At 62.5% G+C, this 15,172-nt stretch carries 15 protein-coding genes; 8 read left to right on the top strand and 7 right to left on the bottom strand.

All coding sequences use genetic code 11. From position 1 onward, the window contains the following. Window positions 1-67 precede the first annotated feature (67 nt). The 3 genes from ACIOTL_RS06405 to ACIOTL_RS06415 all read right to left on the bottom strand — a co-directional run bounded on the left by ACIOTL_RS06405 (window position 68) and on the right by ACIOTL_RS06415 (window position 2,435). Window positions 68-289, bottom strand: a complete 222-nt coding sequence (locus tag ACIOTL_RS06405; protein ID WP_105657517.1) for a DUF3107 domain-containing protein — start codon at window positions 287-289, stop codon at window positions 68-70. A 64-nt stretch (window positions 290-353) separates the two neighbouring features. Continuing rightward, window positions 354-977, bottom strand: a complete 624-nt coding sequence (locus ACIOTL_RS06410; RefSeq protein WP_105657677.1) for a TetR/AcrR family transcriptional regulator — start codon at window positions 975-977, stop codon at window positions 354-356. Between the two features lie 138 nt (window positions 978-1,115). Continuing rightward, entirely contained in the window at window positions 1,116-2,435 is a 1,320-nt protein-coding gene (locus ACIOTL_RS06415; protein WP_400342159.1) for a glutamyl-tRNA reductase, read from the bottom strand. Between the two features lie 148 nt (window positions 2,436-2,583). Here ACIOTL_RS06415 and hemE point away from each other — a divergent pair, with 148 nt between their 5' ends. The 8 genes from hemE (at window position 2,584) to hemL (ending at window position 11,449) form a co-directional block, all read left to right on the top strand. Further along, window positions 2,584-3,639 carry a uroporphyrinogen decarboxylase gene (gene hemE, locus ACIOTL_RS06420; RefSeq protein ID WP_105657515.1) on the top strand — a complete coding sequence of 352 codons (1,056 nt, stop codon included), beginning with the start codon at window positions 2,584-2,586 and terminating at the stop codon, window positions 3,637-3,639. A gap of 106 nt (window positions 3,640-3,745) precedes the next feature. Then, on the top strand, window positions 3,746-5,338 hold the full coding sequence (hemG, locus tag ACIOTL_RS06425; protein ID WP_400342160.1) for a protoporphyrinogen oxidase: 1,593 nt from the start codon (window positions 3,746-3,748) through the stop codon (window positions 5,336-5,338). A 92-nt stretch (window positions 5,339-5,430) separates the two neighbouring features. Beyond that, window positions 5,431-6,117 (top strand): hydrogen peroxide-dependent heme synthase, encoded by a 687-nt coding sequence (hemQ, locus tag ACIOTL_RS06430; protein ID WP_105657676.1) that lies wholly within the window; start codon window positions 5,431-5,433, stop codon window positions 6,115-6,117. Beyond that, a complete protein-coding gene (locus tag ACIOTL_RS06435; RefSeq protein WP_400342161.1) occupies window positions 6,114-7,319 on the top strand; it encodes a ferrochelatase in 1,206 nt (401 codons plus the stop codon). Before hemQ ends, ACIOTL_RS06435 begins: the two co-directional genes overlap by 4 nt. Next, window positions 7,316-8,290 (top strand): hydroxymethylbilane synthase, encoded by a 975-nt coding sequence (gene hemC / locus ACIOTL_RS06440; protein ID WP_133833703.1) that lies wholly within the window; start codon window positions 7,316-7,318, stop codon window positions 8,288-8,290. The genes ACIOTL_RS06435 and hemC overlap by 4 nt, the downstream gene beginning before the upstream one ends. Window positions 8,291-8,299: 9 nt before the next feature. After that, entirely contained in the window at window positions 8,300-9,091 is a 792-nt protein-coding gene (locus ACIOTL_RS06445; protein WP_400342162.1) for a uroporphyrinogen-III synthase, read from the top strand. A gap of 62 nt (window positions 9,092-9,153) precedes the next feature. Beyond that, window positions 9,154-10,137, top strand: a complete 984-nt coding sequence (gene hemB / locus ACIOTL_RS06450) for a porphobilinogen synthase (RefSeq protein ID WP_400342163.1) — start codon at window positions 9,154-9,156, stop codon at window positions 10,135-10,137. Between the two features lie 4 nt (window positions 10,138-10,141). Beyond that, entirely contained in the window at window positions 10,142-11,449 is a 1,308-nt protein-coding gene (hemL, locus tag ACIOTL_RS06455; protein WP_400342164.1) for a glutamate-1-semialdehyde 2,1-aminomutase, read from the top strand. A gap of 176 nt (window positions 11,450-11,625) precedes the next feature. On the opposite strand, the gene ACIOTL_RS06460 is transcribed toward hemL, so the two are convergent. The 4 genes from ACIOTL_RS06460 to ACIOTL_RS06475 form a co-directional block, all read right to left on the bottom strand. Continuing rightward, a complete protein-coding gene (locus ACIOTL_RS06460; protein ID WP_400342165.1) occupies window positions 11,626-12,474 on the bottom strand; it encodes a MetQ/NlpA family ABC transporter substrate-binding protein in 849 nt (282 codons plus the stop codon). A gap of 103 nt (window positions 12,475-12,577) precedes the next feature. Then, window positions 12,578-13,243, bottom strand: a complete 666-nt coding sequence (locus tag ACIOTL_RS06465; RefSeq protein WP_400342166.1) for a methionine ABC transporter permease — start codon at window positions 13,241-13,243, stop codon at window positions 12,578-12,580. A gap of 3 nt (window positions 13,244-13,246) precedes the next feature. Beyond that, on the bottom strand, window positions 13,247-14,239 hold the full coding sequence (locus tag ACIOTL_RS06470; protein WP_105657506.1) for a methionine ABC transporter ATP-binding protein: 993 nt from the start codon (window positions 14,237-14,239) through the stop codon (window positions 13,247-13,249). A gap of 246 nt (window positions 14,240-14,485) precedes the next feature. Then, complete coding sequence (locus ACIOTL_RS06475; protein ID WP_105657505.1) at window positions 14,486-15,169, bottom strand: 3'-5' exonuclease; 684 nt, start codon at window positions 15,167-15,169, stop codon at window positions 14,486-14,488. Window positions 15,170-15,172 lie beyond the last annotated feature (3 nt).

The raw sequence follows: 15,172 nt of genomic DNA on the forward strand, positions 1-15,172 counted from the left end.
GCCGGTTTCGCTTCTAAGCGAAACCGGCCACCAGCTGCCAAGGCGATGCCTCGGCGCGCAACAAGCTCTACTGTGCGAAGCCGACGCGGCGGACTTCTTCCGGGCCAACCTCAACGTAAGCGATGCCAGCAGCAGGCACCAGGACCTCGCGGCCCTTTGGATCCTTCAGTGCCAGAACGGTGCCGTCGGCGATCGCCTTCGAGACCAGCTCATTGACTTCGGCGTTGCTGAGCTCGGATTCAAGTACAACTTCGCGGGCTACATTCTGAATGCCAATGCGGATTTCCATGATTGTCGCAGATCCTCTCGAACGAAATAGGTGTCCCGTATGGGGCCTCTGAACACTAATTTAGCTAGTTTTCTTTCGGGAACTGCGAAATTCCGCGCCAAGCTAAACGGGAGATGAGATCCACGGCGGCATTCTGGTCCACCGAGGAGCTGCTGGTGGCCCAGTAACGCGCCGAAACCTGGGAGAGGCCTGCCAGGGCACGGCCTGCCAGCAGGCCTTCCTCCTCGCTCATGTCGGTATCTTCGACCACGACGCGGGCGATGGAGGAAGCCAGCGAACTGTTGAACTGCTCGATGCGATGGGCGATCAGCGGGTCCGAGAGCACATCGGATTCGAAGATCAGGCGGTACGCCTGGGATTCGCCCTTGATGTAGCTGTAGTAGGTGTTGATGGTGGCGAAGACGCGCTCGCGATTGTCGCTGGTGGAGCGGATCGCTTCATCCAGCTGACGGCTGAAGTCGGCCAGGTGCGAATCCAGCAAGGCGAGGTAGAGTTCGCGTTTGCCGGGGAAATGCTGGTAGAGCACCGGTTTGGAAACCAGGGCGACTTCAGCGATTTCGTCCATGGACGCACCATGGTACCCATGGGCCACGAAAACCTGGTGCGCTGCCTGCAGCAGCTGGCGACGACGCGCTTCACGGGGCATCCGTTGCGGGCGGGTGCCTTTGATATTTTCGAGTTCCGTCATGTCGAATGGGGCCTTTCCAGCTGCAGAGTGATCAGCTCCCAAGTCATCAAAGGAATTCTCGGGTGGATAATCTACTTGGAAGTAGTATTCCATGCTTCTGTGCGGAAAGTGGAAATATGCTGGGGGAAATCAGGTTTTCTACGCTGATTTGGCTTCCGGGGCGGCTGGACAGTTGCCCAGGGCCTGCGTAGTCTCCGATTTCCCGGGCTCCGGCTGCGAGAGCTCCAAGCCGTAGAGGGTTTCCAGGGCCGAGACGTATTCGCCGGTGCGGCCTTCGCCTGCCAGTTCGCGGGCACGCACGGTAGGCACATGCAAAAGCTGGCGCACCATGCGGCGCATGGCCAGCTCGACTTCCTCGGCTGCGGCGCTGCAGCCGTGCTGGGCACGGACCTTCGCGATCTCGGCATCCAGAACGGCTTTGGTGTGCTGGCGCAGCGCGACAATCGCGAAGTCGGCCTCGCGTTCACGCTGAGCGGCGGCAAATTCTGCGGTGGCGTTCTTGACGATGCGGCTAGCCGCGTGAACGGCCATGGCCTGCTCGGTCGGGGCGGCCATGCGCACCGATTCCAAAGTAATCAGTTCAACATCGGGCAGTTCGACCATGGTCGGATCGAAGTCGTGGGTGAGCGCCATGTCGATGGCGATCAGCGGGTGCTTCTTCACGCGCAGCGCTTCAAGCTCTGCACGGGCCAACTGGTGACCGCCGCCGGAGCAGCCAACGATGATGTCAGCTTCGCGCAGGGCCTGCGGCAGCAATTCGTCGCTGAGCGGGAAACCGCCGCGCTTCGCGGTGAAATCTGCGGCGCGCCCGGAATGCGAGTAAACCGAAATGCGCTGGACGCCGCGTTCCTTGAGCAACGCCATGGTGGCGCCAGCGTAGGAACCGGTGCCAAAGAGCACAACATCCTGCTCGGACCAGTCGCGGCCTTCAGTGACCAGTTCTTCGGCCAGATCGAGGGCCACCGAAACCACGGACTTGCCCTGGGTGCCAAGGTCGGTATTCGAACCGACATCCTTGGCCGCGCGGGTGGCGTTCTGGAACAGGCGGGTGAGGTTGCTGGTTGTGGTCTTCTCTTGCTGCGCCTGGGTCAGTGCTCGACGCACCTGGCCAGCGATTTCGCGTTCGCCGACAACGGCCGAGTCCAGTCCGGCGCCTACGGAGAAGAGGTGCTCAACTACCGGGTCGCCTTCCAGCGTGGTGAGACGGCGGGCCAGGAATTCGGGGGAGAGGTCGGTGCTTGCTGCCAGCTCGTTGACCAGATGTTCTGCTGCGTCCTCCACGTGGTCCACGTCTGCGTAGACTTCGAAGCGGTTGCAGGTGGCCAGCACGACGGCGCCATTGATAGCCGCCGAACCGTTAACGGAGGCAGCTGCCAGCCCGTCGGCCGAAGCACTGATTTGTGCGACGGTCTCCAGATCGAGCTGGGAATGCGATGCGACAAGAGATAAGAAAACCACAGTGACCCCAGAATAGGCCGGAAAATACCGGCAGACAACGCAGGTGTGCCTAAATCCGCATGGTTCCAAGGGGTTAGTTTGCTCACCTTCCCCTGCGGGCGAACGCAGTAAATGGGCTTTTAATCTGAAGAGTTGGCAGAATTGGGGCATGACCCTGTCGCAGAACCATCCGTTGATTGATGGACGTACCCAAGATTCCGCTTTGATCCAAGCTCTGACCGGCAAGAAGCCGTCGCATCACCCGGTGTGGTTCATGCGCCAGGCTGGCCGTTCGCTGCCTGAATACCTGAAGCTGCGTGAAGGAGTGAGCATGCTCGACTCCTGCCTTGACCCTGCCATGGCCAGCGAGATCACCTTGCAGCCGGTGCGCCGCCACAAGGTGGACGCCGGCATCTTCTTCTCGGACATCGTCATCCCGCTGCGCCTTGCAGGCATTGGCGTGGACATCGTGCCAGGCGTTGGCCCGGTGCTGGACACCCCGATTCGCACCAGGGAGCAGGTAGCTGCCCTTCCGGAGCTGACGGACGAGTCGCTGGAACCCATCCGCGAAGCCGTGCGCTTGACCGTGGCCGAGCTGGGCAAGACCCCGCTGATCGGTTTCGCCGGTGCGCCATTCACCGTGGCCGCCTACATGGTCGAGGGCAAGCCAAGCCGCGACCACCTGGGCCCGCGCACCATGATGCACACCGACCCGGACGTCTGGGACGGACTGATGACCTGGGCTGCCGACGCCTCGGGCAAGTTCCTGCGGGCGCAGGTTGAAGCCGGCGCCTCGGCCGCGCAGCTCTTCGACTCCTGGGCTGGTTCGCTCTCGCTTCCGGACTACCAGAAGCACGTCGCCCCGTACTCGGTGAAGTCCCTGGACTACGTCCGCGACCTGGGCGTGCCGTTGATCCACTTCGGAACCGGCACCGGCGAACTGCTCACCGCCATGCGCGATGCTGGCGTGGATACCGTGGGCGTGGATTACCGCATCCCGCTGGAAACCGCGATTGAACGCTTGGGCCAGGACGTTTCGGTCCAGGGCAACATCGACCCGGCGTTGCTCGATGCCCCGTGGGAAGTCCTCGAGGCGCACGTGCGCGAAGTGGTTGCAGCAGGCAAGAAGGCCCGCGGACATGTGGTGAACCTGGGCCATGGCGTTCCGCCAACCACCGACCCAACAGTGTTGACCCGTGTGGTGGAGCTCATTCACTCGCTGTAATTCAACAGGTCTAAGCTAGGTTTAACGCTGTGTTCCAACTGGCCCTCGAGGCCATGGGCAGGGAACAGGGCATCGGCATATTGTGAAGGTAGAAGGTGCTAGGCACGTGAGCAAGGAACAGCGCAATCTGCGCGCAGGGGATTCAGCTGAAGCCGCCGGCGCGTCCAAACCGCGACGCGATATTGCCAACGATGCCGCAGCGCATGCCTTGCGCCTGCTGGAAAAGGTGCGCAGCGCCAGCGAAGCACGCCTAGCGAAGAGCGAATCGGCCGATCAGGCCCAGAAGCCATTGGCCCCGCATGCGGTGGTGATCGGTGGCGGCATCGCCGGCCTGGTCGCTGCCCGTGAACTTCGCCAGACCGGACACGAAGTGACCGTGCTGGAAGCAACAGCGAACTTCGGTGGCTGCGTGCGCACCACCGAAGTTGTCGGCATGGAGATTGATGCTGGCGCGGAATCCTTCGCCCTGCGTGGCGGCATTGTTTCCTCCTACCTCGACGAGCTGGATCTAGGCGGGCAGATCGCCAGGACCTCCGGAGAGCGGGCCTGGCTCATCCAGGGGGAAGAGCAGGAAATTCATGCTCACCAGATGCCTGCCACCGCAATGCTGGGCATCCCGGGCAATGTGCGCACCGACGAGGTGCGCGGCATCATTGGCCGACCGGCCACCGTGCGTGCCGCAGCGGATCTGATCACGCCCATGAACAAGAAGTGGGCCACGGAGAACTTGACCATCGCTGAAGTGGTCCGTTCCCGCATGGGACAGGCGGTACTGGACCAGCTGGTGGCCCCGGTCATCAACGGCGTCTATTCCACCGACCCTGCCAAGATTTCCATTGACGCCGCCGCGCCTGGCCTGCGCCAAGCCATGCAGGAGACCGGTTCGCTGGCCCGCGCCGTCACCCGGCTGCAGGCTTCGGCTCCGGCTGGTTCCCGTGTGGCTGGCCTCAACGGCGGCATGTACACCATGGTCGAAGCCCTGGTGTCCCAGCTGGAGCAGGCTGGCGTTGCGCTGGTGCGCAATTCGCCGGTGACCTCCTTGCGCCACGATGCGCAGTCGCCAACTCCGTATGCAGTCACGACCTTGGGCCATGAACTGCTCGCTGACCGGGTAGTTCTCGCGACGCCGGCCGAGCCGGCACTGGACCTGCTGAACCCCCTGCTGGCACCAGAAGAGCGGATCGCCGGCGAAAGCGGTGCCAATGCCATTGCCTTGGCGATCCTGGTGGTCGATAAGCCGGAACTCGATGATGCCCCGCGCGGATCGGGTGTGCTGGTCTCCAGGAACGCCCCGCTGACGGCCAAGGCGCTGACCCATTCCACGGCCAAGTGGCCCTGGCTCGCCGCAGAGGCCGGCCCTGGCACCCACGTACTGCGCCTGTCCTTTGGACGAATCGGCGAACATGAGCAACTTGTCGAATCCGGAGATGATTCAGCTCTCATCGACCAGGCAATCAAAGATGCTTCAAAGATTCTCGGTGTTCAATTGCATCTTGATGATGTCTTGGGAAGCACCGTTTCACGCTTCAGCGACATGGTTCCGCTGCAGGGCCAGGCCGCTACCGCGCGCCGCGCGCAACTGCAGCGCAGCCTGTCGGGCTTCGAAGGGCTCGATGTGGTTGGCGCATGGATTGCCGGCACCGGACTGGCGCGAGTTATCGCCCAAGCCCGCAGTGCCGTCGCGATCAGCGCCCGCTAACCGCACCCGGGCCAACTATCCTGGACTTTTGTCCGAAACCAGATCAAGGAGAATATCAAGTGAGCAACGCACCGGAGCATAATTCCCCAGTAATTCGTGAACGCGAAAATGCAGGAGAAAACCCGACGTTCTTCTACACTCTCTGGACCATTTTCAAGCGTTCGGAAATTGTCGAGCGTTCCGAGGCTGCTGCCGCTGAATTCGATGCGCTGGTCGCCGAGCTGGCCGCCGAAGGCGCCACCGTGCGCGGCATCTACGACGTTTCGGCCATGCGCGAGGACGCTGACGTGATGTTCTGGGTGCACGGGCCATCGGCCCAGCTGCTGCAGGCATCGATGCGCAAGATCCGCCGTTCGGCCCTGCTGGCCGGCACCGAAATCGTTTACTCCACCATGGCCGTGCACCGTGAAGCGGAATTCGCCAAGGACCACTCGCCAGCGTTCGCGCGCGGCCTGGATCCGAAGGAATGGATGACCGTTTACCCATTCGTCCGCTCCACCGAGTGGTACACCCTGGATCCAGCGGCCCGCGGCAAGATGCTGCGCGACCACGGCATCCTGGGCCGCGAATTCCCGAACGTGCTGGCCAACACCGTAGCGGCCTTCTCCTTCGGCGACTACGAATGGCAGATCTGCCTCGAAGCCGACGACATGATCGATCTCGTCGACATGATGCGCCACCTGCGCTACACCGAAGCCCGCCACCATGTGCGTGAGGAGACTCCGTTCTACACCGGCCGCCGCATCTCGGCAGCTGAAGCGCTAGAGGTACTGAAGTGAGCCAGGCCTTTGACCCCCGCGAGGGATATGACCGCAACGGCCAGATGATTCCCAAGTCCTACGATGCCATCTTGCTGGCATCCTTCGGCGGACCGGAAGGGCAGGATGATGTCATCCCGTTCCTGCGCAAGGTCACCGAGGGCCGCGGCATCCCTGACGAGCGCCTGGAAGAAGTTGCGGTGCACTACCGCAAGAACGGCGGCGTCTCGCCAATCAACGCGCAGAACCGTGCACTGAAAGCCGCGCTGGAGGCAGAGCTGGCTACCCGCGGCATCGACCTGCCCATTTACTGGGGCAACCGCAACTGGCACCCGTTTATCGACGACACCCTCAAGCAGCTGGCCGCCGACGGCCACCGCAAGGTGCTGCTCGTGGGCACCGGCGCCTACTCCGGCTACTCGGCCTGCCGCCAGTACCGCGAGGATGCGGGCATGGGCCTAGTCAACACCGGGCTGGACGGTGTGGTGGAAGTGGACAAGCTGCGCCAGTTCTTCGACACTCCTGCCTTCGTGACGCCCTTTGCGCAGTCCTTGCGTTCCTCGCTGGCCAATGTGCGTGCGCAGCTGGCCGAAGCGGGCAAGGAAGACGGGGCGATCAAGATCGTCTTCGTCACCCACTCCATTCCGATGGCCGACGCCGAGGCCGCAGGACCCGAAGGTATCCGGGCCGCAGGCTACGGGAATCTCTACACCAGCCAGCACCAGGCGGTGGCCAACTACATCCTGTCCCAGGTAGAGGAGGCCAAGGGCCTGGAGCACAGCCTGGTCTACCAGTCCCGCTCCGGGGCACCGCATGTGCCATGGCTGGAACCGGATATCAACGACGCGCTGGAAGAGGATGTCGCAGCCGGTGTCGCCGGCGTCGTGGTCGTGCCCATCGGCTTCATCTCGGACCACATGGAAGTCATGTGGGATCTGGATACCGAAGCCAAGGACAGCTGCGCCCAACTGGGCCTGGCCTTTGACCGCGTCGCCACCCCGGGCACCCACCAGGCGTTCATCTCCGGACTGGTGGACTTGGTCGAAGAACGCCTGGCCGGCCCCGATGGCAAGGCCCTGCGCGCCGGCCGCACCTCGGTTCTCGAAGGCGGCCCATGGTTTGATGTCTGCCGTCCGGGCTGCTGCGAGAAGCGCGCCCTGGACGGAACCTTGCGCCCGACCATCGGCGCAGTCGATTCAGAAGTTGGTGTACCCCAGCCATGACCGAAGCATTTCGCGTAGGAACGCGCGGCAGCGCGCTGGCGACCACCCAGACCGGATGGGCCGCGCAGAAGCTGGCCGGGATTTCCGGGTTGGCCGCGCAGACCGTGCTGGTCAAGACCGAAGGCGATGTGGTGACCGGCTCGCTGGCCACCCTCGGAGGCACCGGCGTCTTCGCCGCCGCGCTGCGCCAGCACCTGCTCGATTCCGGCTGCGACCTGGCCGTGCACTCGCTCAAGGACCTGCCCACTGCGCAGCCCGAGGGCCTGGTCCTGGCCTCGATCCCGCCGCGCGAGGATGTCCGCGATGCCCTGTGCTCGCGCGACTCGCTGGGCTTGGACCAGCTGCCCCAGGGTGCGAAGATCGGTACCGGTTCGCCGCGCCGTGCAGCCCAGCTGCTGGCCTACCGCAGCGACTTCGAGATTGTCGATATCCGCGGCAACGTCCCCACCCGTTTGGGCCGGGTCAAGGGTGTCGGGAAGACGCTGGATGATGGCAGCGTGGGCCGCGGCACCCAGGGTGACCTGGACGCGGTGATCCTGGCAGCTGCCGGGATGCGCCGCCTGGGCTTGGACAAGCACATCACCGAGTACCTGGATCCCTCCATCATGCTGCCCGCCCCGGGCCAGGGCGCCTTGGCGCTGGAAACCCGTACCGCGGGCACCGGCCACGGCGCATTGGATGCGGCTCTGGCGCAGTTCGATGATGCCGCTACCCGCATGCAGGTGGAGGCCGAACGTGCGCTGCTCTCCGAATTGGAAGCCGGCTGTGCTGCCCCGATTGGCGCCTTGGCCCATATCGAGGGCGATGAGCTGGTCCTCGAAGCGGTGGCCTGCAACCCCGATGGCTCGCAGACCATGCGCCGCAGTGCGCGGATCTCCTGCAGCACGGCGGATGCAGCACAGCAGCTGGGCCGTTCGCTGGCGCAGTCGATGATCGCTGATGGCGCTGCCGTAGTTGCCGGGCTGGCCTAGTTCCGGACCATGGCTTATCAAGCACTGATCCTGCGCAACCCGGCACGTGCCGCGGCCACCGTGCAGGAATTCGATCGGCTGGGCATCACCTCGTGGTGCGCCCAGCTGATCGAAACTGTTTGGCCCGCCGACCGCAGCGCATTGCAGCGCATGGCCAGCGATCTGGTCGCCGGAGACTACTCCTGGCTGGTCTTCACCTCGGTGAATACCGTCAAGGTGGTGCAGCAGGTGCTGGCTGGAGCGCTCCTGCCGGAGCAGCTGCGTCTGGCCTCGGTTGGAGAGAAGACCACCGAGGCCATCAAGCGGCACTTGGGCCGCAGCGTGGACTTCGAAGCTGAAGAGCAATCGGCTGCCGGCATGCTTGCGGCATGGATCCCTGAGCCGGGTGCCAGGATCTGCTATCCGCACGGCGATCTGGCCAGCTCCACGCTGGCTGATGGGCTGGGCAAATACCCGGTGCAGGTCAACGAATTCATTGCCTATGAAACCGTGGATGCCCCGGCGCCCGGCACCCCGGTCTCTGAGCCGGAAGCGGCAGCCGGACTCAACGTCCTACCGGCGAACCGGATCGGTGGCAGACTGGAAGAACAGGATTTGGTGGTCTTCTCGGCGCCCAGCGTGGTCCGCCGCTTCGTGCAGCTGGCAGGGACGCAGCTGCCCGGGAAGCTGCGGACCATCGCGATTGGCCGTCCAACGGCCCGGGCCATGGAGCGTGCCGGGCTGCCGGTGCATGCCGTGGCCTCCGCTCCCACCCCGCAGGGCCTGGCCCGTGCGGCCCAAGATTTGCTCCGGCACCGGTAACTCCGGGACCGGAAGTGTGCACAACGGAATAAGAAGTTATGAGAACTGGAGAAAGAGGAGCCATGGGTTTCCCTCAGCATCGCCCGCGCCGGTTGCGGCAGAATCCTGCCATCCGCCGCCTGGTGGCAGAAAATGAGCTTTCGGCACGCCAACTGATCTTGCCTGCCTTCGTGCGCGAGGGACTGGGCGAACCCAACGAGATCACCTCCATGCCGGGGGTCTACCAGCACACCATGGACTCGCTGAAGGCTGCCGCGGCGAACGCGGCCGAGGTGGGGCTGGGTGGCATCATGCTCTTTGGCATCCCGGAAGTACGCGACGAGAACGGCTCGGCCGGTCTGGACCCGCAGGGCATCTTGAACCGCGGCATTGCCGCGGTGCGCGCCGAGGTAGGCGATGAACTGGTGGTCATGTCCGATGTCTGCCTGGATGAATTCACCTCGCACGGCCATTGCGGCGTGCTCGATGCCCAGGGCAACGTGGATAACGATGCCACCTTGGAAATCTACGGCCAGATGGCAGTGGCCCAGGCCGAGGCCGGCGCCCACATGCTGGGCCCGTCGGGCATGATGGACGGCCAGATCGGCGTCATCCGCCAGGCACTGGATGCTGCCGGGCGCCAGGATGTCTCCATCCTCGCCTACAGCGCCAAGTACGCCAGCGCCTTCTACGGCCCGTTCCGCGAGGCAGTGGACTCCCAGCTGGTGGGGGACCGCCGCACCTACCAGATGGATTCGGCCAACCGCAGCGAAGCGGTGCTGGAAGCTGAACTGGATATTGCCGAAGGCGCGGACATGATCATGGTCAAGCCGGCCATGAGCTACCTGGATATCGTGCGCGATATTGCCGATATTTCCCCAGTTCCAGTCTCCGCCTACCAGATTTCCGGCGAGTACTCGATGATCGAGGCCGCCGCCGCCAACGGCTGGATTGACCGCAAGGCGTCCGTGCTTGAATCGCTGCTGTCGATCAAGCGCTCCGGTGCCCAGCAGATCCTCACCTACTATGCAGCCGAAGTTGCCGGCTGGCTCAAGGAAGGCAAGTAATAACATGTCGAACTCTGAAAAGCTTTTCGCCGAAGCCCGCGAAGTCATGCCAGGTGGCGTGAACTCCCCGGTGCGCGCCTTCGGTTCGGTCGGCGGTGTTCCTCCATTCATGGTCGGCGCCAAGGGCGCATACCTGACCGACGCCGACGGCAAGGAGTATGTCGACCTGGTGTGCTCATGGGGTCCGGCACTGCTGGGCCACGCCCACCCGGAGATCCAGGCTGCCGTGCACGCGGCCGTGGACCGCGGTTTGTCCTTCGGCGCATCCACTCCGGATGAGGCCAAGCTCGGCGCGCTGATCAAGTCCCGCATGGGCGGGGTGGAACGCGTGCGCATGGTCTCCACGGGCACCGAAGCCACCATGACCGCCGTCCGCCTGGCCCGCGGCTACACCGGCCGGGACCTGGTCATCAAGTTCTCCGGCTGCTACCACGGCCACCTCGACGGCCTGCTGGCCGACGCCGGCTCGGGTGTTGCCACTCTGGCCTTGCCAGGTTCCGCCGGCGTGACCGCTGCCACGGCAGCAGAGACCCTGGTGCTGCCCTACAACGACCGCGCCGCCATCGAGGCCGCCTTCGCCGAGCACCGTGCGAATATCGCTGCGGTGATTACCGAATCGGCTCCGTGCAACATGGGTGTCGTAGTTCCAGAGGACGGCTTCAACAAGTTCCTGAAGGAGACTACCGCCAAGCACGGCGCGCTGCTGATCCTCGACGAGGTCCTCACCGGCTTCCGCGCTTCCTCATCGGGCTACTGGGGCCTGACCGGCAAGGAAGAGGGCTGGGACGCAGACCTCTACACCTTCGGCAAGGTCATCGGCGGCGGTTTGCCCACCGCGGCCCTGGGCGGACGCGCTGAGGTCATGGACTACCTGGCACCATTGGGTCCGGTTTACCAGGCAGGCACGCTGTCGGGCAACCCGGTCGCGATGGCTGCCGGCATCGCCCAGCTGACCCACGCGACCGAGGACGTCTACGCGCACCTGGCCAAGCAGTCCGAGGCGCTGCAGGGTGCCATCACCGAATCCTTCAATGCTGCTGGCCTGGACCACTCGATTCAGCGCGCCGGTACCTTGTTCTCGGTAGCTTTCGGCACCTCCGAAAGGGGAGTGCACAACTACGCTGATGCGCAGGGGCAGGAAGCCTTCCGCTATGCACCGTTCTTCCACTCGATGCTGGACTCCGGGGTGTACCTGCCGCCAAGCGTCTTCGAAGCATGGTTCGTCTCGGCGGCCCATGATGATGCCGCAATGGAGAAGATCTTCGCGGCCCTCCCAGCAGCTGCCCGGGCCGCTGCGGCCGCCACGGCCTAATTGCAGGCTCCCGAGGGCAATAGCCAGGGCCAGGCAGGCACCGTGAGGTGCTTGCCTGGCCCTGGCTTATTTAAGCCTGGGAAAACGGCGGGAAACGGAACTGCCCGAGTTCCGTATACGGAACTCGGGCAGTCAAGGTTCAAGCGTTCGGGAATGCCCCGTGGCTGGAAACCGGATTAGAAAGCGGCGATAACGCTGCCGTCGGTCCAGGTCTTCTCGATGTAATCGCGGACCTCATCGGAGTGCAGCAGCTCTTCGAGCTTCGCAACAGCCGGGGTCTCTTCGCCGTCGCGCCAGGTCAGGAAGTTGGCGTTGGGGTTGTTCTCGCCGGACTCCTGGGCAAGCATCTCTGCTTTGTCCAGCTTGGCCTGGACGATGTAGTTGCCGTTGATGACCGCCAAGCCGATGGAATCATCGGACTTGTAGTACTGGACGACCTGCTCGGCGTTGGCGTCAGTGATTTCGAGGTTCAGCGGGTTCTTGTCCGCGTTGCCGTTGACGGTCAGCAGGGAATCATCATCGCTGAGGTTCTGCAGCAGCCCTGCTTCTTCCAGAACGCGCATGCCGCGGATCTGATTCACCGGGTCGTTGTTCAGCAGTACCTTGGTGCCTTCTGCGACGTCCTTGGCGTCCTTGAACTTCTTCGAGAAGACGGTCATTGGCTCCACATGAACGCCAGCGCCGTGCGCGAACTCGTAGCCCTTTTCCTTCATCTCGGTAGCCAGATAGGCCTCGGTCTGGAAGTAGTTGGCATCCAGCGAGCCGTCGGCAAGTCCGGTGTTCGGGGTGACGTAGTCATCGATCTCCATGACTTCCAAGTCGATGCCGGCTTCCTTCGCCAAGTTCTCATCGATGAAGTTCAGGATGTCTGCCTGTGGGACCGGGCTGGCGCCTACCTTGATAACCGTAGGGTTTGCCGGATCCAGGGTCGCTGCAGCATCAGCAGTTGGTTCGCTGCTGCCGCAAGCGGTCAGGGCGAATGCGGTGGCAACACCGGTGATGGCGAGTCCGAGTTTCTTGCGCATAACTTGTCTTTCCTTAGGTAGAGCCGTGAGGCACGATGCGAGTGGATTTGCCGTGTCCTCAGCGGTTCCACGGCTCCGCCGGATAGACCGGCGGAAGTTTTGACTAGCGGTGATCGACCTTGCGGGCGATCGCATCACCGATGACCTGCACCAGCTGGACCATGATCACGATAATCACGATGGTCGCAAGCATGATGGGCATGTTGTAGCGGACGTAGCCGTAGTTGTAGGCCAGACGACCCAAACCGCCACCGCCTACCAAGCCAGCCATCGCGGAGTAGCCGATCAAGGTCACCAGAGTGGTGGTGACGGCCGAAATGATGCCGGGCATGGCTTCAGGCACCAGGACCTTGCGAATGGTTTGCAGCTTGGTGGAACCCATCACCAGCGCGGCATCGACCTTGCCAGCGGAAACATCGCGCAAGGCGGTTTCCACCAGGCGGGCGAAAAATGGGACCGTGCCGATGGTCAAAGAGACCGAGGCAGCGATCGGGCCCAGCGCGGTGCCGATGAGCATCGCGGCGAACGGAATCAGGGCGACCATTAAGATGGCGAACGGGACGGAACGGGTGATGTTCACGATCACCGTGGAGAGAATCGCGTTTAGCCAGCGGACCGGCGCCAGTCCGCCTTTGCCAGTGACATGCAGCAAGATACCCAGCAGCAGTCCGATGATCACGGTGATCACACCTGAGATCAAGACCATCTGCAGGGTTTCGACGGTCGCTTGGCCTACGGCCTTGAGCACTGTGGGGGAGAAGAAATCCATTGCTTACTTGGCTCCCTTCACGGTTACGGCGATGCCGGTGGACTTCAGGTGGTTCACGATTGCATCCAGATCCGCGTCGGGAGCCAGCTGCAGGCGCAAGTGCGCGTACTGCTGGTTGCCAAGCTGCTCGACCGAACCAGCCAAGACATTGACATCCGTATTGAACAAGCGGGCAATGGAAGAGATGACAGGCTGGGTCGCCTGGCCGCCGGTGTAGAGCAGGTCCAGGATCGGTCCTTCGCCCTCGATGCGTGGTGCGTCGCCCGGAAGCGGGAGCAACGTGGAAGCCAAAGTGCCTTCGGCGTTGGTGATGACCTGTTCGATATTGCCGTGCTCCACGATCTTGCCGCCTTCCAGCAGCGAAACGGAATCGCAGGCTTGCTTCACGACGTGCATTTCGTGGGTAATGATCAGCACGGTGATGTTCAACCGATCGCGCAGCTTCTTGACCAAATCGAGGATTTCATCGGTGGTCTTCGGATCCAAGGCACTGGTCGGCTCATCACAGAGCAGGACATCCGGATCGGTGGCCAGCGCCCGGGCGATACCAACGCGCTGGCGCTGGCCACCGGAAAGCTGGGATGGGTACCCTTTGGCGAACCTGGTTAGGCCCACGAGCTCCAGGAGTTCAGCGACCTTGGCATCAATTTCGGCTTTGGGCATGCCACCAAGCTCCAGCGGGTATGCCACATTCTGCTCGGTGGTGCGCGAGTCGAAGAGGTTCGCGTGCTGGAAAACCATGCCAATTCGACGTCGCGCATTCCGTAACTCGTCGGTGCTGACGTTGGTCAGCTCCTTGCCGTTAACGGCAACGGTTCCGGATGTAGGCTGATCGAGCAAGGTCAAGCAACGGACGAGAGTGGATTTACCCGCTCCGGAATGTCCGACGATGCCATGAATTTTCCCGGTAGGGACTTCAAGGCTGACACCATCAAGGGCAACAACATCCTTGCCGTCTTGCTGGTAGACCTTGCGCAGGTCACTGACTGTGATCACTAGGCGTGTTCCTTCAGATTCTCAAAGGGTGTAGAGAGTACCCTCCATTGAATCATCATCGAACAAAATCGCCCGAATCAAGGGGAAATTACAGTCAAGATTCTTAGTATGAGGCCTTAATGGGGGAACCTTCGAATATAATTTGTTGATTTGTGACAGAAAATGAACGATTGGCTTCCGCATGGTGGTCGCGAGGCCTGTTGACCCCATGTGAAACGGGGCACAAGAAGCTGATTATTTCAATCTTTACGACTCGGTGATAGGCCAAGCGCCGTCGACAACAGCTTCAGGCTTCGTCTTGCGCAAGTATTTCTGGAAACTTTCTGCCTGTTCTTTCGCCCAACCGATCTGCCAGCCGTGCAGCACCATCGGATCTACTTGCAACTGCGGATAGCGTTCGCCCAGCTGGCGAGCGACCTCGACGCAGGCAACTGCATCGGCCAACGAGGTGTGCGCATTTTCGAGGACTACACCGTAGAACTCGCAAGCCGCCGCAAGGGTGCGCTTCCCCTTGCGGAACTTGTCAACCTGCTTGTCGATGATGAACGGATCGATCACATTGCCCGGGAAAAACGGCTCAAGGTCGTAGCGAACGGCTTCGCTGTAGAGCACTGAGAAATCGTACGAAGCATTAAAAGCAACGATTGGCGCTTGCTCCGAGGCGAACTTCAGCAAATTCAAGATCTCCTGAACGGACTGTTTCGCCGGGGCACCGTCGGCGCGGGCTTTCTCGGTGGAGATTCCGTGAACTGCGGCCGCGGCCTCTGGAATCTCGACCCCGGGGTTTACCAGCCACTCGCGGTTGTTCACCACTTTGCCATCGGCATCCAGCAAGACAACCGATGCCGTAACGATGCGTGCAGTATTGGTATCAACACCAGTGGTTTCCAAATCAAAGCCAATTGCCAGGCCCTTGTGCCATTCAGTCATGGA

This window comes from Glutamicibacter sp. NPDC087673, from assembly GCF_044743255.1.
Lineage (GTDB): Bacteria > Actinomycetota > Actinomycetes > Actinomycetales > Micrococcaceae > Glutamicibacter.